We start from the raw sequence: 24,133 nt of genomic DNA, 5'->3' as shown, positions 1-24,133 counted from the left end.
GGCAATGTCTATCTCGCGAGCGCCGAACGGCTCAGGCGGTTTGCGCTGCGCAGCGCGGCCTGACAGCCGCGCCGGCGCTCGGTGCCCCGGCTAAGTAACATTCCGCATAGGGACAAACGCGCCGAAGGCTCATCAAGCGTGACGGGACGGCGCTCCGCATCGCTGCGGGGCATAAGATGACTTCGTCGAGGGCGGACCACACCCGATCCAGTGGTCCCTCCACACGAAAAGAAGGACAGCACGATGACCTATGCCACCACCAATCCCTATTCCGGCGAGGTCCTGAAGACATTCCCGGACGCGACCGATGACGCCGTCCTGTTCGCGATCGGGAGGGCCGACCACGCTTTCCAGTCGTGGCGGCATAGTGCGTTTGCGCGGCGTGCGACGGTGATGCGTGGCGCCGCAGCCATTCTGCGCAAGGACGTGGAGCGCTATGCTCGATTGCTGACGCTGGAGATGGGCAAATTGCTGGCCGAGGCAAAGGGCGAGGTGGAGCTGTCGGCTGCGATCTTCGACTATTATGCCGACAACGCCGAGCGCCTGCTTGCGTCACAGACGCTCCCGGTTGCCGACCCGGCCGAAGGCGAAGCGACACTGGTCCACGAACCGCTCGGCGTGCTGCTCGCGATCGAACCCTGGAACTTCCCCTATTATCAGATCGCGCGGATCATCGCGCCACAGCTCTCGGCGGGCAACACCATGTTGCTCAAACATGCCGCCAATGTCCCGCAGAGCGCGGCGGCATTCGAGGCGCTGATGCTGGAGGCTGGCTTGCCCGAAGGCGCGTTCCAGAACCTTTATGCCACCCGCGAGCAGATCGAATTGATCATCAACGATCCGCGCGTCCACGGCGTCGCCCTGACAGGCTCGGAAGCCGCCGGGGCGGTGGTGGCAGCGCAGGCCGGCAAGGCGCTCAAGAAATCGACGATGGAGCTGGGCGGCGCCGATGCCTTTGTCGTCCTCAAGGACGCCGACCTCGAGAAGACCGTCAGATGGGCGGTGTTCGGCCGGCACTGGAACGGGGGTCAGGTCTGTGTCTCGTCGAAACGCATGATCATCGTCGATGAGGTTTATGACGATTTTCTCGATCGCTATACCAAGGGTGTTGCCGCGCTGCGGATGGGCGACCCGTTCGATCCTGAGACGACGCTCGCGCCGCTTTCGTCCCAGAAGGCAGCGGACGATCTCAAGGACATGATCGCGCGTGCGGTCGAGCATGGCGCCAGGGCAATGCCGGTTGGACCCGACGCGCCCAATCAGGGTGCCTTCGTGCGGCCGACCATCCTCACCGATATCGGCGAGGACAATCCGGCGCGCTATTGGGAATTCTTCGGCCCCGTCTCGATGTTGTTTCGCGCGAAGGACGAGGACGATGCGGTCCGGATCGCCAATGATTCACCGTTCGGGCTGGGCGGCTCGGTGTTTACGTCGGACACGAAGCATGGCGCCGAAGTGGCGCGGCGCATCTCGACCGGCATGGTGTTCGTGAACCACCCGACGATGGTGAAGGCGGACCTTCCGTTCGGCGGCGTCCGCCGCTCCGGCTATGGCCGAGAGTTGCTCGGGCTCGGCATCAAGGAGTTCGTCAACCACAAGTTAATCGACGTCGTCGACATCGACGCCCCCTTTTGAACCTGCTCGTCCGCAGCCTGCCTCACCCCCAGGAGACAGGCCGCGGGCACCCCCTACCCCAATTTCGAGGCACGATCATGGAAAAGACAATGAAGGCGGCCGTAGTCCGCGAATTCGGCAAGCCGCTGGTCATCGAGGAAGTGGCGGTGCGCATGCCCGGCCCCGGCCAGATTCTCGTCAAGATCGCCGCGACCGGCGTCTGCCATACCGATCTCCATGCCGCCGAGGGCGACTGGCCGGTCAAGCCCAACCCGCCCTTCATCCCGGGCCACGAGGGTGTGGGCCATGTCGTCGCGGTCGGCTCCGGCGTCACCCATGTGAAGGAAGGCGACCGCGTCGGCGTTCCCTGGCTCTATACCGCCTGCGGGCATTGCGTGCACTGCCTGGGCGGCTGGGAGACCCTGTGCGAGGACCAGCAGAACACCGGCTATTCGGTCAATGGCAGCTTCGCCGAATATGTCCTCGCCGATCCCAATTATGTCGGCCACCTCCCCGCCAATATCGGCTTCGTCGAAATCGCTCCGATCCTATGCGCGGGCGTGACGGTCTATAAGGGGCTCAAGGTCACCGACACCAAGCCAGGCGACTGGGTGGCGATCTCCGGCATCGGCGGACTCGGCCATATGGCGGTCCAATATGCCAAGGCGATGGGGCTTAACGTCGTCGCGGTCGATATCGACGATGCCAAGCTGAAGCTCGCCGAGGAGCTGGGCGCGACGCTGACGGTCAACGCGCTGAGCACCGATCCCGCGGCGTTCATCAAGAAGGAAATCGGCGGCGCGCAGGGCGTGCTGGTGACCGCGGTCTCGCCCAAGGCCTTCCAGCAGGCGATGGGCATGGTGCGGCGCGGCGGCACCGTATCGCTCAACGGCCTGCCGCCCGGCGATTTCCCGCTGTCGATCTTCGACACTGTGCTGAACGGCATCACGGTGCGCGGGTCGATCGTCGGCACCCGCCTCGACCTTCAGGAAGCGCTGGACTTCGCCGCCGACGGCAAAGTTCATGCGACCGTTGCGACCGACACGCTCGAGAACATCAACGACATCTTCGGCCGCATGCATCGCGGCGAGATCGAGGGCCGCATCGTCATCGATTTCGAGAAGGCATAGGCGATCGCCGGATGAACAGACGGCAGATGGTGATCGGCGGCGGCGTGCTGGCCGTAGGGGGCGCTGCCGCGTTCGGCTTCTCGGACACCGGCTCGATGACCGACTATGCAGCAAGGATGGCGGCGCAGCGCGCCGTCCTTGCGGAGCATCCGCAGCTGGTGGACCTGGTCCGCTATGCGACGCTGGCCGCCAGCGGCCACAACACCCAACCCTGGCGTTTCCACCTCGAACGCCGCCGCATCACGATCCTGCCCGATTTCGAGCGGCGCACGCCGGTCGTCGATCCCGATGATCACCATCTCTTCGTCAGCTTGGGCTGCGCCGCCGAGAATCTCGCGCTCGCCGCCGCCGCTCGGGGCCATGGGGGCGAACTGCGGTTAGACTCCGACGGAGAAGGCGCCGTGCATTTTGACTTCGACACTGCGTCACCGGTGCGATCGTCGCTCTTCGAGGCGATCCCGAAACGCCAGTCGACACGCGCCGATTATGACGGCCGGTCGGTCGCCGCCGCTGATCTGGCTATGCTCGCCGCCGCCGCACAGGTTCCAGGCGTCGATCTGATCTTGCTGTCGGAGCGTTCACGAGTTGAACAGGTGCTCGATCTCGTCCTCGTCGGCAATCGCGCCCAGATGGCCGATCCCGCGTTCGTGCATGAGTTGAAGCGTTGGATTCGGTTCAATCCCCGGCAAGCGCTCGAATGGGGCGACGGGCTGTTCAGCGCCACGACCGGCAATCCGACCGCCCCGGCCTGGTTGGGCAAGTTGCTGTTCGATCTGGCGTTCCGCGTCGCTTCGGAGAATGATCGATACACCAGTCAGATTCGCTCGTCGGCGGGAATCGCCGTTTTCGTGTCGGAGCGCAACGACAAGGCCCATTGGGTGCAGGTTGGGCGCGCATGCCAGCGCTTCGCGCTGCAGGCGACTGCGTTGGGGCTCAAGCACGCCTTCATCAATCAGCCTGTCGAGGTGGTCGCCTTGCAGTCTGAGCTTGCGCGGCTCGTCGGCCTGCCCGGCCGGCGACCCGACGTCGTTCTACGCTTCGGATACGGGATTGAGATGCCTTTCTCCGCGCGCAGACCGGTGAATGCAGTGGTATCGCCGCTATCGGCGCGGTCCGAATAAAGCCCGCGGCTTGCCTTATCATCTCGCCGGCCCTTGGCGCGGCTGGCGGAATCGGGCCCTGCAGCGATATTTACTGGTCGGCGCACTTCGGCGAGGATCGGCTCGTTGCAGCGCACGTTGAGCGGTGTAGGGGCCTTGCCGGGATTGCTCTATCCCGTGCCGGCGAGGCCGATACTGTGCGCCACACCGGAGAGTTGGGTGGCCCGAGCATATGGCGAGGCGGCACTAAGTAAGCGATCGGCGCCGGATGCTTAGCTGACGTGAAGTTTCGATTCGTCCGGGGTTACGGTGAACCGTGTCAGGGTGCTCAGCTTTCCGTCCGGTGACTGCACCTGATCCATGACCTTGACGTCGGTGCGCCACTCTTTGGGCGTCACGTCGAAAGTCTGATAGCCACGCTGCTGATTGACCAAGGCGAAATGGGGGTTGTTGGCCATCAGCGCCCTGCTCGTCGCAGTTTCTCGCGCGCCATCGCCGCCGGATGTAATCGATGTGCCGAGGAACTCGGTGGCAGCCGCAGGGCCGTCCAATTCATCGTCGCGCAGTGGCACCACGCCGACGTTGTGAATATGAGAATCTCCAGTGGCGATCACCACGTTGGTCAGCTTGCGATCTGTGATGGCTTGCACCAGCCGGGCCCGCGCGGCCGGATAACCACTCCAGGTATCAGTGGCCGCCGGTGCGGGCGAGCCATCGGCTGCCCGCCTGACCATCGGCATCACGCGCACCTGCTGGGCGATGAGATTCCAGCGGGCATCATTGCGCAACCCCTCGCCGAGCCAGGTTTCCTGGGCCGAGCCCATGATGGTCGAGTCTGGCGCGTCATGGATCCGGCAGGCGCGCTCGCCCTGCCTCTCGCAGAGTTGATCGCTGCGGTAGCTGCGGGTGTCGAGCACATGCATGCGGAACAGCCGACCATAATCGAGCCGACGATACATGGTCAGGCCGTCGGGACGTGGAAACTGGGCCTTGCGCACCGGCATGTGCTCGTACCATGCCTGCATTGCGGCGTAGCGGCGCAAAAGGAACGCCTCGGGCGGCGTGCCGTCCTGGTCGAACGCCGATGCCCAGTTGTTATCCACCTCATGATCGTCGAATGAGACAATGAAAGCCGACGCATGGTGGGCGGCCTGCAGGTCTGCATCGGCCTTGTACTGCGCGTAGCGGTTTCGATAATCGTCCAGGCTGTAGATTTCATCGCTGGAATGCGTGCGGTCGACGATTTTGCCGGTGCCGTCCGTGATGACGATGCTACTATGACGCCCATTCTCATAGATATAATCGCCATAGTGGAAAATCGCGTCGAGATCCGGCTCCCGGCTCAAATGCCGATAAGCGCCGTACCAGCCTTGAGGGTAGGACTGACAACCGGCGAGCCCGAGACGAACGCGATCCGGCAAGGTGCCGGCCGCAGGCGCCGTGCGGGCCACACCAACCGGGCTCGGCTCGGCACCTTCGACCAGGAAACGATACCAGTAAGGCCGCCTGGATTGCAGCCCTTCCACCTCGATATGGACGCTATGAGCGAGTTCGGGACGTGCGATCGCTTCACCGAAGCGGACGATCCGGGCAAAATGCTCGTCCTCGGCCACTTCCCAGCGGACCGGAACGCCCAGCATCGGCATGCCGCCATGCTGCTCCACCGGGCTGGGGGCAAGGCGCGTCCAGATCACGAAGCCGTCTGGCCAGGGATCGCCCGAAGCGACGCCCAGAGAGAAGGGATAGTCGGCGAATTTCGGGCTGCCCCAAGCGCTCTCGATCGGGCTCAACCCCGCGAACAGGACCAGGCCTCCCGCCCTCACCAGCAGCTTGCGACGATCGAGGTTGTACTGTGCCATCGGGTCGTTCCATTCGGTTGGAGGTCGTTCAGAAAGTCGCGCGCACCCCAACCGTGCCGCTGACGCCAGCATTGTTGTAATTGGCGTCGTGGTCGGGAGCGACGCCGGCCAAATTCGCAACCCCCGGCGCCATGCGATAGGCTGGCTTGCTGAGCAGGTTGCGCACCGCGAAAAAGGTCTGAAAGCCACGCTTGATCTGATAGCTGCCAGACAGATTGACGTCCCAGCGAGCCCGGTCGTAGGTGCCGGTCGAGATCGTGCCCGCCCGATCATCCGTCCAGACCGCGTTGAGGTAAAGCCTCACCGGACCCGTCTTATAGGCCAGCGCCGCGGTCACCATGTTTTGGGGGGTCAGCGAGATCGGTTCGTTCGGCTTGGTATAGGTATAGGAACCGCGAAGCGTCAGCCCCTTGAATGGAGACGGCAGCAGGCGCTCGAGCGAATAGTTGAGTTCGAGCTCGACGCCCTCGATATCGATCGTCCCGTCGCCGACCGTGGTCGTGGTGCGGAAGAGATAGTCGGCAAATTCGGTGCCGGTGTAGCCGAATTCCCGAGCGGTTAGCTCTTGGGTCTGAAAGGCCCCCTTGAGCTTGTTGCGGAAATAATTGACCGCGATCAGGCCGACCGGTTCGAAATATTGGGCCAGCCTGACCGAGAAATTATCGGAAATCTCAGGCGTCAGACCAGGGTTCGGAGCGGTCACGGTCTGGGCCGTCTCATTGACCGTCCAGACGCCCGCCAGGACGCTGACTTCGGGTCGACGGATGGTGCGGCTGTAGCCGAGCTGCAGGTCGGTGTTGCGGAAGATCGAGAATTTAGCCGAGGCGCTGGGGAAGAAATAGTCATAGCTGCCCTTGCGAGCGACCCTGCCGCGCGATTCATATTGATGCTTGATGCCGTCGACCGTGGTCGCCTGCCCCGTCGAGGCGGATACAGCATAGCCAGCGGCCGTCATTTCGGCCGCACTCAGCGGATCGGGCTCGAGCGATCGTGTCTTGGTCTGTTCCCACCGCAAGCCGGCGCGCACGCTCAACCAGTCGGCGGGCTGTGACGTCGCCATGGAATAGGCCGCGTTGGTGTCTTCCTCAAAGTGTCGGCTGTTGGCGATGAAGGCGTTGTAATAATTGGTCGCCGTCATCGTGTGGACGAACTGATCGGGGTGGTCGAGAAAGAGCCGTCCAAGCAGATAGTTGCTCGGCATGTACAGGTCGGGAGACCCGGAAAGCGAGGTATAGCTGAAGCCGGAGTTGTTGAAGGTCAGCGGCGTACTGCTTTGGATCTGAGACAGGAATTCGGCAGTGCTGAGCGGCCCCGTATATTGATAGCGGTAAGCTTCGCGCTGGTTTTCATATTCATAGGCACTGCGCTGGATTTTCGCACCCGTCTTAAACGTCACCGGCGCAAAGCCGAAGGGGACGTCTACCGTGAGGTTCAGCCCGCCACCCATGCGCTCGACGTACGCCGATCGTCCGTCCTGGGTATTAAGGATGGTCGAGGACATGGTGTAGCTCGACGGATTGCTCCAGTCGGCGCCGCTCACCTGATGCACGGCCCAGTCTGCTGCGAGATAGTCTTTGCTGCGCTGTGCCGAGAAATTGCCGCCGACGGTCGGCGCGTTGGCAAGGTTGAAGACCGCGCCTTCCTTGCCCAGCGGATCATAGCTGCTGCGCGAGTTGGTATAGGCAAAGTTGCCATCGAGTGTGAGCCGGTTTTGCCGGAACTCGAAGCTGGGAACCAGTGTCAGGCCACTGCCCTTCTTGGCAATCGTGATCGAGCCGGCCGTCACTGTGTTCGCCGTGGCGAGCTGCTGCGTCGTGAAATCGAAAGCCGGGTCGCCGACCAGCCCACGTGCGCGGGCGCCGCTGGTGAAGGTGAAGGTTCGCTGGTCCGAGAGATTATAGGACCGGTTGTACATCGACATGAGCGAAAGCGTCAGGCTGTCGCTCGCCTTGAAATCGACCGTGACGTTGGTGGAGAAGCGCGAGACTTCCTGGGCGGTCACGCGGCTCGTGAGCGTGGCCGACGCGAGGGGAAACGGGCTTGCGGCTGTGGGCGCATAGTTCCATCCATTCTGGACTGTCTCGAATTCCGTATGTGTGCGCGACAGACTGGCGCTCGCCAGGACTCCGAGGCGCCCGTCGAGAAACACGTCCGAATATTCGATCGAGCCACCTGGCCGGAAACGCCCATTGCCGCTCTTTTCGGTCGGCCCTGCGCGCCGGTTGTCCCACAGGTCCGATTGCGTGGTGGCATTCAAGGACGCGACGATCCGCCTCCCCTTGCGGTCAAAGGCGCGTTTGGTTCGCAGGTTGATGGTGCCGGCGGGAGCATTGGCATCGACATCGGCGCTGATCGTCTTGGAAATCTCGATAGAGTCGATGCTGCTGAGCGACGCCTGCTCGAAGCTGAAAGCCCGCGAACTGTTTGCGCCTTCGTTTGCATCCGCTCCCGCGACGCTGATTCCGTTGATGGTCACGGACGTGTATGTCAATCGGCGTCCAAAAAGGACCCCCTATCGGCGTGCAAAAGGGACCCCCTTCGTCGAGCTGCGTGACAGGTATGGCGGGCGTGCCGTTCGCGCTGGTTGCGGCGTAGGGCGGGCGTAGCTCGACCGGAGGCGCAACCAGCGCGAAGCGTCTTCTGCCGGTAGTCCCTTGCGTCAGCTGCGGTGTTTGAAGCGCCAGCTGTCGTTGCCGGTCTCGACGATGTCGCAATGGTGGGTAATGCGATCGAGCAGCGCGGTGGTCATCTTCGGGTCACCAAAGACGGTTGGCCACTCGCCAAAGGCGAGGTTCGTCGTGACGATGACCGAGGTGCGCTCGTAGAGCTTGCTCACCAGATGGAAGAGCAGCTGACCGCCTGAGCGGGCGAAGGGCAGATAGCCGAGCTCGTCCAGCACCACGACATCGAGGCGGGAGAGCTGTTTTGCGAGCGCGCCGGCTTTGCCGAGGCGGTTCTCCTCCTCGAGCCGGTTCACGAGGTCGACCGTGTTGAAGTAGTGCCCGCGGGCACCGGCCCGCACGACGTTGGCGGTGATGGCGCTGGCCAGGTGTGTCTTGCCGGTGCCCGTACCGCCGACCAGCACGACGTTGCGCTGGCTCGCCAGGAACGAGCCGCTGTGCAGCGAGCGTACGAGCCCCTCGTTGATGGGGGTGCCGTCGAAGACGAAGCCGTCGAGATCCTTCACCGCCGGCAACCTGACGGCCGACATCCGGTATCGGACCGACGCTGCATGGCGGTGGGTTGCCTCGGCACGCAGCAGGTCGGTCAGGATCTCCATCGTCGTGCGCTTGCGCTGTAGTCCGGTGGTCACCGCCTCGTCGAAGGCACTGGCCATGCCCTTCAGGCCGAGACCCGCCATGGCCGTCATCATCTCATGCCGCTGCATGGAGGCCTCGCAGGCTGTCGTAGCGCGTGCAGTCGGCAAGAGGCGGATGACGCAGCGCCAGGTCCTCGGCCGTGACGATGGCCAACGGTCGAGGCGGTTCTCGCCTGCGGGCCAGTATGTTGAGGATGACATCGTCGCTGGTGACGCCGGCCAGCAACGCCTCGCGTACAGCCGCCTCGACGAGGTTCAGCTCGTCGTCGAGCACCGCCGCCAGCACCCGCACGAACCGCCGGTCAGCATCATCGCCAGCGCCTAGCTTGCGCCGGAGCCGCGACAGCGCAGGTGGCAACTCCCAGTTTTGGAATGGTGCACCGTTGCGCAAGGCGCCGGGCTTGGTGACCAGCACCGGCAGATAGTGCCACGGGTCGTAGATGGTCCGGTCGCGTCCGAAAAACCGGGGATGGTCGGCAACGACCTCGCCGTCGCAGCGCACGACGATGCGGTCGGCATAGGCACGGACCTGGACCGCGCGCCGCACCGCCTTGGCCATGACCGAGTAGCGGTTGCGGTCAAAGTTTATCAGGCACGTGCCGCTCACCGCGTGTTCGCTCTCGTAGAACCCGTCGAAGGGCGCGACGACGGGCTGAAGCACGCTGCGCTCCGCAGCCCAGGCCTGAGCGACCGTCAGTTCCTTCTGCTCGGGATGCTGGTGCGTGTCCGCCCAACGGCGACACTCCGCCTCCAGCCAACCGTTCAGCTCCTCAATGCTGGCAAAGCGCAGGCGTGGTTGGAAGAACCGGCCACGTGCCGTCTGCACCTGGTTCTCGACCTGACCCTTCTCCCAACCGGCTGCCGGCGAACATGCCGTCGGTTCGACCATGTAGTGGTTGGCCATGACCAGGAACCGCCGGTTGAAGACCCGCTCCTTGCCGGTGAACACGCTCGTCACCGCGGTCTTCATGTTGTCGTAGATGCCGCGCGTTGGCACGCCCCCGAAAAAGGCGAACGCCCGCGCATGCGCGTCGAACAGCATCTCCTGCGTCTCGCGGGGATAGGCTCGCACGTATATCACTCGCGACGCGCACAGCCGCACATGCGCGACCTTCACGCGCATCGGCTTGCCCGCGATCTCGACGTCCTCATGGCTCCAGTCGAACTGATAGGCCTCGCCCGGCCGGAACAGCAGCGGGATGAACGCCGGCGCATCCATCACGTCGCGACGCCGCGCCTGCCGCCAGCGGGCCGCATAGCGACGCACCGCATCATACGAGCCGTCAAACCCCTCGCGCAGCAGCAGGTCGTGGATACGCGTGATGCGCAGCTTCTCGCGCCGCGGCCGTGCCTCGTCTTCCTTCAACAGCGCATCCAGTCGCACCTGGAATGGTCCGATCTTCGGCAGCGGCTGAACCTCGCGTCGGTAGCCCATGTCCGCCTCCGGCGACCGGATCGCCTTGCGCACCACCCCACGTGACAGATGCAGGTCGCGCATTATCGCCTTGATGGCTTTCCCCGCCGCGTGCTCGCGCCGGATCCTCAACACCGTCTCCAATACCAACATCCCGATCTCGCCGCCTGACACCTGCCAAGCGAACAGCCTAGACCACCGGGATGAGGGGTCCTTTTTCGACGCCGATCACCCCGCTACCGGGGTCCTTTTTCCACGCCGATCCACAGACGTGTATTCGGGCGGCAGGCCGCGCAGCCCGACATACCGCACCGTATCGTCGGCTCCGCCCTGGTTCTGCGTGACAACGCCGGGCATGAATTTCAGGAACTCGCCGACATTGCCTTCGGACACTTCTCCAAACGATTCCGACGACAGGTTGTTGGTGATGTTCATCGAGCGGCGCTGGCTCATGATTGCGCGCGCGTCGCCTTCCCGCCCGCCGGTCACGACAATCTCTGGCCCCCTCGCCTCCTCCCCGGGCGCCAGGAGCGCGAAATCCAGCGTCACCGTCTTGCCGGCGATCACCTGGACGGCGGACGCCTGGTCCGCGTAGCCGGTAAAGCTGACCGTGACTTTAGCCGAGCCGGTCGGCACGTCCAGGATCCGAAACTCACCGCCTTCGTTCGAGGCGACGGTTTGGCGCTCGCCGGCAGCCGTGATAAGGCGAATGATCGCATCGCGCTTATACTCACCGGTCGCCGGATCGATCACCCGACCGACAATGACACCAACCTCAACCCGTTCTCCCGCCTTCTTGCGCAGCGCCGCGCCTTTGCCCGCCGAGCGAAGTGTAATGATCTGGCCATCATCGGTATCGATGCGAAGCGGCGTTCCGGCGATCAGTCTTCGCAGCGCAGTCCGGACGTCCATGCGCCCTTTGACGGCAGGTGTACGAATGCCTTCGAGATCCCTGGCAGGAGCGACGATTTGCACTTGAGCCTGGCGGGCCAGTTCCGGAATCGCGCGAACCGCCGGCTGAGCGGGAATGTCGAAGCTTCTCTCCTGGGCGAAGGCCGGGCAGCTCATAGCGAGCGCGACGAAGGCGGCCCCGGACGACAGGACGGAACGGCGAAGATTCATTGTTGCTTGCCCCTACTGGCTGCGCGTATCGCAATGCTTGCGGCTGAGAGACTTCAGCGAGCCGGTTCCGCCATCGGGGTTTGAAATTTTTACGGCGCTGCTGCGCTCCGCGTCAGGATGATAGTGTCTCCACTCTGCCTGACCTGCGCATCGAACACGCGGGCAATCGCTCGGCTAAAGCCGGCCGGATCGTTCGCCGCGAACAGGCCAGTGACGGGTTCCCGCGCAAGGGCCGGATCGCGGATCATGATCCTGGTGTCGCTGTAGCGGGCGAAGGCATTCGCGGCCTCCTTCAGCGTCTCGCCTTCAAAGGCGATCTTGCCCTCGCGCCAAGCCAGCTCGCGGGAAACAAAATCCGACGTGACGCTCTGTGCATGTTCGGGGAGAGTTGACCCACCGGAACCCGGGCGAGCCAGGATCAGCCGCGTGTTCGCTGCAAGGACCAGTGGAGACGTGAGCGATTGCGATGGGGAAGCCATATCGACTTGTCCATGATCGACCAGGACATCGATTGGATCGTTGTCGAGCTTGCGAACCCGGAAAGCTGCACGGGACGTGCTCAGATGACGGTCGCCTACATCGACACGGAACGGGCGCTTCGGATCGTTGGTAACGGCGAAATAGGCCTCGCCTTCGATCAATGTCACCACGCGCTCGGAATTGTCGTAGCGCACCCGGATTCTGGTTTCGGTGTTCAGCAAGACCGTCGAACCGTCTTCGAGCGGGACCAGCCGAATCTCGCCCCGGCCGGTCGTGATCGCGCCCCATGCCGGGACGCTGATGCCGACCGCGATCATCGACGCTACCGCCACCGCACCGCCTCCCCAGGCGAGCGCCTGACGCCTCGAGACACGCGACCCCACCGGCGCTTTCGGTGCCTCGAAGGGCGCGGGGTCGAAATGCGGTCCCAGAGCCTGTGCAGACTCGCTCATCATGGATACGGCCTGAGCGCGCAGGAACGCGCCCCGCCTGCGCGGATCTCCACTCAACCAGGCTTCAAACGCCTTTTCTTCCGCGGGAGCCAGCGCGCCGCGATCCAGCCGCGCGGTCCAATCGGAGGCTGCCTGGTCAATGCTGTGACTTGTTTCTCGCTCGGCCATCTAACGAGGCAATCTCCGAATCCGTATCCCTAGAGGTTTGAGAACGGGTCTTTCCGCCATGACCAAGCCAATCAATCAAGAACCGGACACCGCGCGATATATGTTTTTCGACCGTATTCTCGGAGATTCTCATCTGAGCAGCTATTTCACGCTGAGAAAAGCCTTCGACACGCCGCAGGATGAAGGCTTCACGCGTTTTGAGTGGCATCGCCGCGATCGCTACCGCCAACCGTCCCAACTCGTCGCGGCCGATAGCGCATTGTTCTGGAGATGGAGCATCGTCGGGATAGTCGAGCCTCTCCAGATCGTCGACGGCCTGGATCGACACGATCTGCGCGCGCCGGATGTGACGTACGATCAGCGAGCGGGCAATCTGGAACAAATAGGCCTTGGGAAAGCGGATCGCATCGACCGAGTCCATTTCTGCGAGGACCGTGTAGGATTCCTGGATGATGTCATCGATATCGATGCCGACCACAGCGCGTCTGACAAGCCAGCCGCGCAGCGCCGCCTCATGCGGCAGAATATGCCGCAGGAACCAGCGCGTTCGCTCCCTATCTAGACTGTGCATCCATTATCCGGAGAAGAGTGGAACTTGGGCTTCTGCGGGAATGCCTGATGCCGGTGGAGGCCCTGACAGCGCCGCTTCGATTCGCGCCGTAGTAGAATTGAATTGTGACAGTCAGGCTTGTCTCCGCCATCCAACAATCGACATTTGAAGACCTGGACCGGGTTCATCCACGCATGAAGATGCTGTCGGGTGACGACACAAGGGACAGTCACCGCAAACCGCAGATGGTCACGCGGCGTCGTGCGCTCGGCGTGCTCGCCGTCCCACAGCAGGGGCGGGAACAAAATAGGCATTCTTGCGCGACCTCGCTCATGCGAAACGTCGCCTGGAGGGCATGGTAGTGCTGGGACCCCAACACCGTTCGGTGCGCTCGAACATGCCGAATGCGGCCTCAGCACGCCGATGGTGATGATTCATGGCATCGGGGGATCCCACCGGAGCCTGCGCTTTTCGAGTGGGATATCGCAAGCGGACTCCGGATAATCGCCCGTCCTCTGCGCCCACCTGCGCAGCGACTTCCCCCGCCGATATCTCATCGGAGCGCCAAGTTGACGTTTTGCCGCCCCAACGCTTCGTCGGCTGGAACGGACAGCATCTTCTCGGATGACAACTTGGCCTGGACCGACCACGTAGGCGGCGCATGGTTCAGTTCGGCCAGCCCTGATAACCGGCCATTCCAGGTCGGTGTTGAGCCAGCGTCAGTTGCTCCGTCATTCAGCCAGTTTGCCGCAAGACTGGGCGGTGGCTCATAGCGCGTCCGCGTGACTTCAGCGCCCGAGCACGAGTGGCAGCCTGCAGCTCTCGAGCAGACGCCGTGTGACGCCGCCGAACAAAGTCTCGGCGAGCCGTCCATGGCTATACGCACCCATCAGGCAATAGGCGGCGCCGGACGCCTCGCATGCCTCCGCGATCAGCGTGTCCGCCTTGCGATCCAGTCCGTCGACACGCTCGATCGACGCGTGGATATCGTGACGGGACAGATAGGTGGCGGCCTCCTCCGCCGGGACCGCTTCCGAGCCGTCATCCACCGTGAAGAGGCGCACGGAGGCGGCGAGTTTCAGCAACGGGACGCAGGCCTGCATCGTCCTCATTACGGGCGCCGACCCATCCCAGGCGATCAGTGCCGTCCCCGCGGTATCGAAGGCGCGGCTATCGTCCGGAACGGCAACCAGCGGCTTGCGGGACCGTATGGCGATGGTCCCGGTGATGCCGCGCATGTCGGGCGTCGCAAAGGCGTCGAGTTTGCGATTGACCACGATCAGATCGGCGAGACCCGAGGCACGGGTGATGCATTCCGCCATGTCACCAACGGCATTGATCCAATCCCATTGTATCGCCTCGCGCGCGAGGCGCTCCTCCAGCCTCGTGCGGTTCTGAGCTTCGCGCTCGCGCTCGTCGGCAAGCAGCATCGTCGCGCCGGTTGCATCATAATCCCCCGCGAGCATCGGCATCAACGCCACATCGACGCAGTTGAGATGGCCTTGCAGGGCCCGGGTGATGTCGAGCGCCGCCTGAAGCCGCGCCTCCTGACCGGCATCGTCATGCACAAGCAGCAGAATGTTCTTCATGGGGTTGCTCCAGAATGTGAACGCTGCGGCGCGGCGTCGAAAGATAGCCTAAATGGCCACATGCGTGACCGACATGCGGGATTTTCCGGATGGAGCGGTCACAGCCTCACATGGTTGAGCCGCAGCGCATTTGCGACCACGCTAACCGAGGACAGCGCCATGGCGGCCGCCGCGATCATCGGCGACAGCAGGATACCGAAGAGCGGATAGAGCAGCCCCGCCGCGACCGGGATCCCCGCTGCATTGTAGATGAACGCGAAGACGAGATTCTGGCGGATATTGGACATGGTCGCCTGGCTGAGCCGACGCGCACGTACGATCCCCATCAGGTCGCCCCTGAGGAGCGTGATGCCCGCGCTCTCGATCGCCACGTCCGTACCCGACGCCATCGCGATCCCCACCTCGGCGGCCGCGAGCGCGGGCGCATCGTTGACGCCATCGCCGGCCATCGCCACCGTGCGGCCTTCGTGCTTCAGGCGCTCCACCACCGCGCTCTTGCGGTCGGGGAGCACATCGGCCTCGACCTCGTCGATGCCGAGCGCCCGCGCAACGGCTTCGGCCGTCGTGCGATTGTCGCCGGTCAGCATGACGACGCGGATCCCCTCGGCCCGCAACGCACTGAGCGCCTCGGGCGTCGTCGTCTTGATCGGGTCGGCAATCGCAAACACACCCGCCACAATGCCGTCGAGACCCGCGAAGATGGCCGTAGCGCCTTCACGCCGCAGGGCGTCGGCCTGTGCGGCCAGCGGTGCGGTATCGATACCATGTTCTTTCAGAAAGTCGGCATTGCCCAACAGCACACGCCTGCCCTCGACGGTGCCGAGCGCGCCCTTGCCGGTTGGGGAGTCGAAGTCGGACACCTCGGGAATGACGATCAGGCGACTGCCTGCAGCCTCGACGATCGCGCGCGCCAGCGGATGCTCGGACGCACGCTCCACACCGGCGGCCAGCCGCAGTAACTCGTCCTCCCCAAGGCCCTCGGCAGCTATGACCTTCGTTACCGAAGGATGCCCTTCAGTCAGCGTTCCGGTCTTGTCGACGACCAGCGTGTCGACCTTTTCCATCCGTTCGAGCGCCTCGGCATTCTTGATCAGCACGCCGAGGCCTGCGCCGCGGCCGACGCCGACCATGATCGACATCGGCGTTGCGAGGCCCAGCGCGCATGGGCAGGCGATGATGAGCACCGCCACAGCCGCAACCAGACCATAGGCAAAGCGCGGCTCCGGTCCCCAGATTGCCCAGCCGGCGAAGGCGAGCACCGCAATCGCCAGCACAGCAGGCACGAACCAGCCGGCAACCTGGTCGGCCATGCGTTGGATCGGCGCGCGCGAGCGCTGTGCCGCCGCGACCATCTGGACGATCCGCGCCAGCATCGTGTCGCGTCCCACCTTGTCGGCCCGGACGATGAGAGCGCCGGTCTGGTTGAGCGTGCCGCCGATCACCTTGTCGCCAATGACCTTTGTTACGGGCATCGACTCACCGGTGACCATTGCCTCGTCGAGCGAGGAACGACCATCTTCGACCACGCCATCTACCGGGACCTTTTCCCCAGGCCGCACGCGCAGCCGATCGCCGACGGAAACCTGGTCGAGGCCGATCTCTTCCTCATCACCGTTTGCAGCGATGCGTCGCGCAATCTTGGGCGTGAGGTTGAGCAGCGCCTTGATCGCGCCTGAAGTGCGTTCGCGAGCGCGCAGCTCGAGCATCTGCCCGAGCAGCACCAGCACCGTGATGACCGCGGCCGCCTCGAAATAGATGGCGACCGTCCCATCCGGTGATCGAAACGCCAACGGAAAGGCGCCGGGCGCAAGCGTTGCGACAATGCTGTAGGCCCAGGAGATCCCCGTCCCCATCGCGATCAGGGTGAACATGTTGAGGTTGCCGGTCCGAAGCGACGCCCAGCCGCGCTCGAAGAACGGCCAGCCGGCCCACAACACCACCGGGGTCGCCAGCACGAGCTGGATCCATGCCGAGATCCGCATCGGCACCAGATGATGCAGCTCGGGAAAGATATGGCCGCCCATTTCGAGGACGAACACCGGCAACGTCAACGCAAGCGCGATCCAGAAGCGCCGCGTCATGTTGGCGAGTTCAGGACTTGGTCCCGTATCCGGCGTTACCAAAGCTGGCTCGAGCGTCATCCCGCAGATCGGACAATTGCCAGGATGATCCTGCCGGATTTCCGGGTGCATCGGGCATGTCCAGATCGTACTCGGCGCGGCATCGTGAGCGGTGGACGCTGCCCGGGCCGCATAATGGTCGGGATCGGCCACGAACTTGCTTCGGCAAGTCGCGCTGCAGAAGTGCCAGATCTTGCCAGCATGATGGACGTGGTGGGCGGTCTGTTCCGGATCGACCGTCATCCCGCAGACTGGGTCTTTAGGCAGTGCATGATCCGCCTGCGGTTGCTCATGATTATAAAGGTCGTGCTGCATCAAGCTGCTCCTGTGGCAACGCCGCTGCATATGAGGTTTGATACCATGTCTGGGTCAAACGCTGCCGGCGGCAGGCATCCGACCGATGACAAGGCCATAACAACCGGAAGAACCCGCCGATCTGCGTTACATTACCTATAGAAGGGGGCGGGACGTCGGGAGGCCAAGCAGACAACATCCAGGATTCGTTTCATCCCATCCGGCCTCAAGATCCTGTCTCTTCTCTGTGCGGCATTGATCAGTATGCCGGCTCTCGGCCAGACCGATCCCGATGTCGGACATCAACCGCGAGTCGGGCCGCCCGCAGCGGCACCGACCGCCGACAGGACCAAGACCGATGGGACATCCGGCGGCACAATGACCTCGACGCCGCCGAAGGGAGGCTCCGAGCAGGTGCAGGGTCGCAGGACGATGATGGACAAGTGCATGGAGGGAGAACATCGACCCGCCAAGGGTACGGCAATATCCCCGGCGGCGCCGTCCCAATAGCGATCCGAGCCAGGAGTGATGTTCGACTGCGCCAACAGGTGGTCCACAACATGGGCGATTACCGGTACTTCGGGCTAGTGCTCCTGGTGGCCGTTGGTTCGGCAGTCTTCTTCAATTTCGGGGAGCTTTGGGGACACATCTACGGCGTCCTCCCTATGCACTGTTCCTTACAGGTCCGCTGATACACCTGTTCATGCGCCATAACCATCATCACCGACACGGTGCAGCAGCGGTGGCCGAGGCTGGGTTTAGCGATACGCAGCTGAAGCCCTGGGCCGGAAACGCCCAGGAGCCGAACGATCGAGGCGATCATCCACACGAGATCGCCGCATTCGAATAATCCTGATCGAAGGTCCCCAAGGACGGCCAACGGCTCAATCCGCGCAGGCGGTTTTCGCAGGTCAACAATGCGGCCGGAAATCCGATTTTCAGTTCAAACGCCGCATACGTCCGCTCAGCATCTCGTCAATAGAATTGGACGCCGTGGGGAGCGTCTGCTGTGCCTGGGCGCCACCGGATAATCTCACGGCTTGGCTAATGCGCGAGCAGCAGCGGAACGGACGCGTCGGACAGGAGGTCGCGGGTCACTCCGCCGAGCACCGTCTCACGCAGCCGAGAATGCCCATAGGCTCCCATAACGAGAGAAGATGCCGCCAGTTCTCGCGCCGCATCCAAAAGCGTCTGCGCGATCGTGCGCCCCTCCTGGGGCCATTCGTGCAGCTGTGAAGCCATACCGTGCCGGGCGAGGTACCGGCTTGCGTCCATCGGTGGAAATTCACTGGCATCGTTCGATATGGTGATGATGTGGACTTCGCTCGCCAGCCGCAAGAAGGAAAGCGTCAGACGCAGGCTGTGCGCGGCTTCGATCGATCCGTTCCAGGCTAAGACGACCGGCCCGTTGGCGTTGAAGCTGGTCGTGCCCGGGGGCACGACCAGCACCGGCGCGCGCGCGTGTATGGCCACGTCGGCGACGATCGGCAGAGGCTCCGGCGTGTCATCCTGGCCCTTGTTCTGACGGCTCAGGATCAGGACGTCGGCTAGGCGCCCGCAGCTCACCAGCGCGTCGGCGGCATTTCCATCGGCATGCTCCCAATCCCAGGAGATATCCTCGCTTTTCAGTCGTTGCTCGATGCGTTCTCGTTCCTCATCGTCGCGCGCTTGAAGGGCATCGAGAAGCTCCGACGATGCATAAAGGCCGCCGAAGGGGTCGCCGACGACATAGCTGTTGAACGGGGTGACCTGGACGCAGGTGATATGTGACTGGTGAGCGCGCGCAAGGTCCAGCGCCACGGCAAGCCGCTCCGCCTGTCCGCAATCGTCATGGATATGCAGAAGTATCGATTTCACCACGCCCTCCTCGTTTTCGCCACGATCCCGTTTGCATCGCACGCTAGAGGTTAGAGCGGCCGGGATAACTAAGGGATAATACCAATCCCGAGACGGTCCCGATCACATCATGATCGCGTGCGACGGGTCCAGATACGGATCGTTGTCCGCAGGATCGACATGACAGGATATCGAGGATCAAATGCGATGCGTCCGGTCGGCACATATGCCTCTGCTACGCGAGCCATGCCGTGTTTGAACTTGGCGATATACCCGATTTGGCGAACCTCGACGCGTTTGGGTCGCAGCATGGGGATGGCCATGATGTCGGCATTGCTCCTTGGCATGCCGTTCGGGCCGCTGTCCGCGCAGCAACCGACGCTGGATACGAGTTCAATCCTTGAGACGGTCGAGCGCCTGAAGCCCGGGGAATATATCTGGGCGCCTGATATTGCTCCCGCCGGCCCCGTGCTGATCATCGTCAGCCTCGCCAACCAGCGGGCCGTCACCTACCGAAACGGCGTGCCGATCGGCGTCTCCACGGTCTCGACCGGAAAGCCCGGACATGAGACGCCAACGGGGTTGTTCACGATCCTGCAGAAGGACATCGATCACAAGTCCAACCTCTACGACGATGCGCCGATGCCCTATATGCAGCGCCTGACATGGGGCGGCGTAGCTCTTCACGGCGGTAATCTGCCTGGGTATCCTGCGTCGCATGGCTGCATCCGCCTGCCGCCGGGCTTCGCCAAGCTTCTCTACAGCGTCACTCGCCTCGGCTTGACGGTCGTCATCACGAAAGAGGCGGCAGTGCCCCGTGTCGCGCCGGTACCCGATCCCCTGCGGCCGACAGCATCCGACATCGACGACGCTTCGCCTTCCGGGCCGCTCACATGGCGTCCCGAACTGTCGCCCTCGGGACCTGTATCCATCGTGATCAGCACCGCAGATCGACGAATGATCGTGCTCCGCGACGGCCGCCAGATCGGATCAGCGCCCGTAGCACGGGACACCAGCATCGACCATACGACAGCCTATACGCTACGCTCGATCGACGGAGCCGGATTTCACTGGCTGCGCATCCCGTTATCCGGCGAGGCCTCAACAGCCGAGCAGGCACCGTCAGCCGAGCAGACAGTGCCGTCCGAGAATCGGAACCGATTGCGCGTCGCCGAGGACTTCCGTCGCTCCGTCGCAGCAATTCTGACCGAGGGCGCAACGGTGCTGGTTACCAACGACAGTCTCGCAAGGAGTCAAACCGGCCGGTCGCTCACAGTCATAACCGGGGAAGACGAATAGCGGGCGCGGACAAAGCCCGAGTTCAACATGCGTATCGGCATGAGGTGAGGCGTTTCGTCAGCGCAGTCCCAGCTTGGCGCGCGCCACCGCAGCCAACTTGTCCAGCGATCCGTCCGCCTGGACCCTAAGCCACGCGCCGAGATCGCCGATTTCTAATTGTGATTGGGCTTGCGCGACCGAAACATCGGCATCCGATGCGTCGGCGCCGCGAATCCCCACCCGGCTGAGCCGCGCGGTTGCCGCCGCCTCTAACCAGAGACCGTCGAACGGGACGCCAGCCGTCCGCCCGACCGCTGCGATCCTCTCGCGCTCGACGGGCAGCGCGAACACCGCGTCGGCCACGACGGATTGGCCGAGCGCAAGCGCCGATGCCGCCATCCGGCCCATTGCCTCGTAGACCTCGACGGCGGCCCGCGCCGAATAGCTGTCGCGGGGGAGCCTGGCCTCAGGAGCCAGCCCCGCGAGGTGTTTGCGCAGCACGTCAGTCCGAAAGATCCTGGCGCCGGGCACGCGCCCGGTCGCGCCGCCGAGCCGGCGCGCAAGGCTGGACTTGCCCGTCCCCGAAAGTCCGCCGATCGCTACCAGCCGCGGAGGAACGGGCGCCAGCATCGCGAGCGCAAGGTCGAGATAGGATCGTGCGCCCAGCGCGAGCGCTCTGTCTTCTCCGGCACGCAGGCTCTGGGCCGCCAGCACATGCGCGCGAACCGCCGCGCGAACGGACAGGAACAGAGGCAATAGCCCGATCCCGCCCTCATCGTCCGGCGACAGATCAAGATAGCGGTTGAAGATGATGTTCGCCTCGGTACGGAGATTGCGATGCCATAGATCCATCAGGAGAAAGGCAAGATCATAGAGCACATCGATCGTGGCCAGCTCGACGCTGAACTCGAGGCAGTCGAACAAGGTCGGTTCACCGTCGATCAGCGCGATGTTGGCGAGATGTAGGTCGCCATGCCCATGTCTGACCCGGCCTTTCCGCGCTCGGGCATCGAGCAGCGATGTCATGCCATCGGTTATCTGGAGCAGCCTTTCGCCCAGATGCTTTGCCTTGTCCGGGTCGAGAATAGCGGGAACGGCCGCCATGCTGGCGATATTGCCTTCGACGACGCGGCGGAACGATGCGCCACCCCCTTGCGCCAGATCAGCTTCCGTCGTCGAATGGAACGCGTTTATGCGATCCGCCAGCCGCATCAGCAGGCGTTCATCGAGTTGGCCGCGATCGGCGAGATGCGTGAGCAGCGCATCATCGGGAAAGCGTCGCATCTCGAGCAACCAGTCGACCACGTCACCGGAACCATCAATCGCCAGCCGCCCGCCGGCGTCCCGCGTGATCGGATGAAGAGCAAGATAGAGATCGGGTGCGGTTCGGCGGTTGAGGTAAAGCTCCGCCTCGAGCGCGGCATGACGTTTGTCGCAGGTCGAGAAATCAAGATAGCCGAACCGGACCGCGCGCTTGAGCTTCCAGGCGCGGTCACCGACAAGAAAAATACTGGCGCAGTGGGTATCGATGCGTGTGGGACACGTTCGCTTGAAGGCGTGACCCTCCCCGAGGAAGACGACGGCATCGGCCTGGTCGTCCGGCGCGCCGGGGCCAGGCGATGACGTCGCCATTGGCTCAGGCCTTCTCGATCGCGATCTTGCGCGTTCGCGCCGCCGCATTCTCGTCCTTGGCTAGCGTCACCGTCAGGACGCCGTCCTTGAACTGCGCCTTGATACCCTCGGCATCCACATCGGCGGGGAGCGAAATCTGGCGCCGGAAGGAACCATAGCGGCGCTCGCTGAGCAGGAAGCCCTTCTCCTTGCGCTCTTCCTCTTCCTTCTTTTCGCCCGAGATGCTGAGCACGCCATCGGCAACGTTAATCTCCACATCCTTTTCATCGAGTCCGGGAAGCTCCGCGGTAAGACGATAGGCCTTCTCGTCATCGACCAGCTCGAGCGCCGGCACGATTGCCAAGGCGCCGCGCGGAGCGAAGTGGAAAAGGCTGCGGCCGGAGTTGCCGAAATCGTCGAACAGGCGGTCGATCTCCGATCGCAGCCAGCCGACCGGCTCGCTGATCTGGGTTGCCAGATCGCGCAACGATGATGCCGGACGTGTTTTGGTCGCTGGAACATTGGTCACATCGTTCATCTTGCTTCTCCTCAGGTTGAAGATGGTCGATCCCGTAATGAGGGAAAGACCTGCCATCAGGCGAACAGGGCATGTTCGCCTTCAGCCTCGATCGGTTCAGGAACCACGAGTTGGTCATTCTCGTGGTGATGGGCGCGATGATGGGGATGCGGCATATGGGGCCAAAGTGCCTCCATGCCCGCGTTCCACCAACTCGTGTAGAGCGCCAGCGGCAACTGCCACAGGCGTTGGGCGGCAAGCATCGCCGCGGCTGTGTCGGGATCACCGGACGGCCAACTCGCCTGGTTGGTGCTCTCGTCACTCATGATGACCTCCTTCGCCGAGTCTTGGTGAGGATAAAGGCGGCCCATCCGCGCCTATATTGGGGAGTTTACCTAGCTGACCATCTCGGGCGCCGTCCTGCCGCCGTACTCGGCTGAAATTTGTCGCTTGGCCAGGAGTCGAGCCCCGGCTGCAGGGAATGATGGCATACCCTGGTTTCTCCGGGACAATACGGATTCTGTGGCAGTGCCGGGCAACAGACAAGGGACCTTGCAGGGATTCCCCGATGCGGGGTCAAGCCATTAGCGCCCTGCGATGAACTTGCCGACGATCCCCGGTCTGTGACCGTCGATGAGCTGCCGACCCACCTGGGACGGCTATTTTGCGAGCCAAGGAGATTTGAGATGAAGAACGACAGTCAATTGCAGCGTGACGTGATGGCAGAACTGGAATGGGAGCCGAGCATCGATCACGCCGACATCGGTGTGGCGGTGACGGACGGCGTCGTCACCCTTTCCGGCTTCGTCAAAAGCTATCCGCAAAAGCTGGCGGCGGAAAAGGCGGCGCGGCGCGTGGCGGGCGTCAAGGCGCTCGCCGAGGAGATCAAGGTGCGCTTCGCGTCGGATCCCAAGACGGCCGATCATGAGATCGCCAAGCGCATACTCGACATGTTCTCCTGGAACATCTCCATCCCCGGCGACAAGATCGCGGTGAAAGTCGAGCATGGCTGGGTGACGCTCACCGGCACGGTCGACTGGTACTATCAGAGCGAGGAGGCGCGGAAAGTCGCCGGCAAGGTCAACGGCGTCGTCGGTGTCAGCAATCTGATCGAGGTGCGCAAGTTGCCGACATCGGGCGATATCAAGGACCGGATCATGGCAGCGTTCAAGCGCAATGCCGATCTCGATGCGGCATCGGTGACCGTGTTCACCGATGGCGGCAAGGTCACGCTGGGCGGTAAGGTCAAGGCGTGGAACGAGCGACAGATCGCCGAGCGCGCGGCTTGGGCCGCTCCCGGCGTCACCAGGGTCGAGGACAATATCATCATCGCTTTCTGACCCTCGCAGGGAGCAGGCGGCCGCCGGGATGGCCCGGCGGCCGCCTGCTCGCCATCCGATCTTGATCGTGAGGATTGGATCCGCACTTGCGCGACGAACGCAGGCTCTTTACTCTCGGTCGGGCGGCTTGCGGAATGCAATACCTTCGGAAAATTCGCAGGCCACGTTTTCCCATGTTTGCGCGCGATCGACCGTCCCGACTGGCACGACGTGGGGCAACACAGGGCAGCCAAGGACCTCGCGTGTACGATCGACGATGTCTCCCAGATTGCTTATGCAAGCCTGGCGCTGCGGATGTTTATGCTGTTCCAAGGCAAGGTTGCCACTATAAGGTCTCGAA

At 63.3% G+C, this 24,133-nt stretch carries 19 protein-coding genes; 6 read left to right on the top strand and 13 right to left on the bottom strand.

Going from position 1 to position 24,133, the window contains the following annotated elements; genetic code table 11:
* The first annotated feature begins 243 nt into the window (after window positions 1-243).
* From NX02_RS08885 to NX02_RS08875, 3 genes are all read left to right on the top strand, one after another.
* Window positions 244-1,635 carry an NAD-dependent succinate-semialdehyde dehydrogenase gene (locus NX02_RS08885; RefSeq protein ID WP_025291846.1) on the top strand — a complete coding sequence of 464 codons (1,392 nt, stop codon included), beginning with the start codon at window positions 244-246 and terminating at the stop codon, window positions 1,633-1,635.
* Window positions 1,636-1,712: 77 nt separating this feature from the next.
* Entirely contained in the window at window positions 1,713-2,744 is a 1,032-nt protein-coding gene (gene adhP, locus NX02_RS08880) for an alcohol dehydrogenase AdhP (protein WP_025291845.1), read from the top strand.
* Window positions 2,745-2,770: 26 nt separating this feature from the next.
* A complete protein-coding gene (locus NX02_RS08875; protein WP_245648808.1) occupies window positions 2,771-3,865 on the top strand; it encodes an Acg family FMN-binding oxidoreductase in 1,095 nt (364 codons plus the stop codon).
* Between the two features lie 251 nt (window positions 3,866-4,116).
* On the opposite strand, the gene NX02_RS08870 is transcribed toward NX02_RS08875, so the two are convergent.
* The 9 genes from NX02_RS08870 to NX02_RS08830 all read right to left on the bottom strand — a co-directional run bounded on the left by NX02_RS08870 (window position 4,117) and on the right by NX02_RS08830 (window position 17,232).
* Window positions 4,117-5,703 (bottom strand): alkaline phosphatase D family protein, encoded by a 1,587-nt coding sequence (locus NX02_RS08870; RefSeq protein ID WP_025291843.1) that lies wholly within the window; start codon window positions 5,701-5,703, stop codon window positions 4,117-4,119.
* A gap of 28 nt (window positions 5,704-5,731) precedes the next feature.
* Entirely contained in the window at window positions 5,732-8,179 is a 2,448-nt protein-coding gene (locus tag NX02_RS08865; protein ID WP_025291842.1) for a TonB-dependent receptor domain-containing protein, read from the bottom strand.
* A gap of 183 nt (window positions 8,180-8,362) precedes the next feature.
* Window positions 8,363-9,091 carry an IS21-like element helper ATPase IstB gene (gene istB, locus NX02_RS08860; RefSeq protein ID WP_025291103.1) on the bottom strand — a complete coding sequence of 243 codons (729 nt, stop codon included), beginning with the start codon at window positions 9,089-9,091 and terminating at the stop codon, window positions 8,363-8,365.
* The gene (istA, locus tag NX02_RS08855) at window positions 9,078-10,589 is read right to left on the bottom strand and encodes an IS21 family transposase (protein ID WP_025291104.1); all 1,512 of its coding nucleotides are present in this window, start codon (window positions 10,587-10,589) and stop codon (window positions 9,078-9,080) included. The genes istB and istA overlap by 14 nt, the downstream gene beginning before the upstream one ends.
* Window positions 10,590-10,664: 75 nt before the next feature.
* Window positions 10,665-11,558, bottom strand: a complete 894-nt coding sequence (locus tag NX02_RS08850; protein ID WP_084717654.1) for a carboxypeptidase regulatory-like domain-containing protein — start codon at window positions 11,556-11,558, stop codon at window positions 10,665-10,667.
* A gap of 89 nt (window positions 11,559-11,647) precedes the next feature.
* The gene (locus NX02_RS08845; protein WP_025291840.1) at window positions 11,648-12,658 is read right to left on the bottom strand and encodes a FecR family protein; all 1,011 of its coding nucleotides are present in this window, start codon (window positions 12,656-12,658) and stop codon (window positions 11,648-11,650) included.
* On the bottom strand, window positions 12,627-13,229 hold the full coding sequence (locus NX02_RS31390) for an RNA polymerase sigma factor (protein ID WP_084439188.1): 603 nt from the start codon (window positions 13,227-13,229) through the stop codon (window positions 12,627-12,629). Before NX02_RS31390 ends, NX02_RS08845 begins: the two co-directional genes overlap by 32 nt.
* A gap of 767 nt (window positions 13,230-13,996) precedes the next feature.
* On the bottom strand, window positions 13,997-14,797 hold the full coding sequence (locus NX02_RS08835) for a universal stress protein (RefSeq protein ID WP_025291838.1): 801 nt from the start codon (window positions 14,795-14,797) through the stop codon (window positions 13,997-13,999).
* A gap of 98 nt (window positions 14,798-14,895) precedes the next feature.
* Window positions 14,896-17,232 carry a heavy metal translocating P-type ATPase gene (locus NX02_RS08830; protein WP_039996496.1) on the bottom strand — a complete coding sequence of 779 codons (2,337 nt, stop codon included), beginning with the start codon at window positions 17,230-17,232 and terminating at the stop codon, window positions 14,896-14,898.
* A 616-nt stretch (window positions 17,233-17,848) separates the two neighbouring features.
* On the opposite strand from NX02_RS08830, the gene NX02_RS34070 reads away from it, so the two are divergent.
* Entirely contained in the window at window positions 17,849-18,061 is a 213-nt protein-coding gene (locus NX02_RS34070; protein WP_084439187.1) for a DUF2933 domain-containing protein, read from the top strand.
* 194 nt (window positions 18,062-18,255) lie between these two features.
* Here the strand turns inward: NX02_RS34070 and NX02_RS08825 are convergent, their stop codons facing one another.
* Window positions 18,256-19,068, bottom strand: a complete 813-nt coding sequence (locus tag NX02_RS08825) for a universal stress protein (RefSeq protein WP_025291836.1) — start codon at window positions 19,066-19,068, stop codon at window positions 18,256-18,258.
* 300 nt (window positions 19,069-19,368) lie between these two features.
* Here NX02_RS08825 and NX02_RS08820 point away from each other — a divergent pair, with 300 nt between their 5' ends.
* Window positions 19,369-20,346, top strand: a complete 978-nt coding sequence (locus tag NX02_RS08820) for a L,D-transpeptidase (protein WP_232313848.1) — start codon at window positions 19,369-19,371, stop codon at window positions 20,344-20,346.
* A gap of 57 nt (window positions 20,347-20,403) precedes the next feature.
* On the opposite strand, the gene NX02_RS08815 is transcribed toward NX02_RS08820, so the two are convergent.
* The 3 genes from NX02_RS08815 to NX02_RS08805 are packed head-to-tail and all read right to left on the bottom strand — an operon-like array spanning window position 20,404 to window position 22,779.
* The gene (locus NX02_RS08815; protein WP_245648807.1) at window positions 20,404-22,005 is read right to left on the bottom strand and encodes a bifunctional aminoglycoside phosphotransferase/ATP-binding protein; all 1,602 of its coding nucleotides are present in this window, start codon (window positions 22,003-22,005) and stop codon (window positions 20,404-20,406) included.
* Window positions 21,962-22,474 (bottom strand): Hsp20/alpha crystallin family protein, encoded by a 513-nt coding sequence (locus NX02_RS08810; RefSeq protein ID WP_025291833.1) that lies wholly within the window; start codon window positions 22,472-22,474, stop codon window positions 21,962-21,964. The genes NX02_RS08815 and NX02_RS08810 overlap by 44 nt, the downstream gene beginning before the upstream one ends.
* A 56-nt stretch (window positions 22,475-22,530) precedes the next feature.
* On the bottom strand, window positions 22,531-22,779 hold the full coding sequence (locus NX02_RS08805) for a hypothetical protein (RefSeq protein WP_157102598.1): 249 nt from the start codon (window positions 22,777-22,779) through the stop codon (window positions 22,531-22,533).
* A 360-nt stretch (window positions 22,780-23,139) separates the two neighbouring features.
* On the opposite strand from NX02_RS08805, the gene NX02_RS08800 reads away from it, so the two are divergent.
* Entirely contained in the window at window positions 23,140-23,793 is a 654-nt protein-coding gene (locus tag NX02_RS08800) for a BON domain-containing protein (protein WP_025291831.1), read from the top strand.
* Window positions 23,794-24,133: the final 340 nt, after the last annotated feature.

Origin of the sequence: Sphingomonas sanxanigenens DSM 19645 = NX02 (assembly GCF_000512205.2) — a bacterium.
Lineage (GTDB): Bacteria > Pseudomonadota > Alphaproteobacteria > Sphingomonadales > Sphingomonadaceae > Sphingomonas_D > Sphingomonas_D sanxanigenens.
The sequence above is the reverse complement of the archived record's forward strand: the minus strand, read 5'-3'. Positions and strand labels throughout refer to the sequence as shown.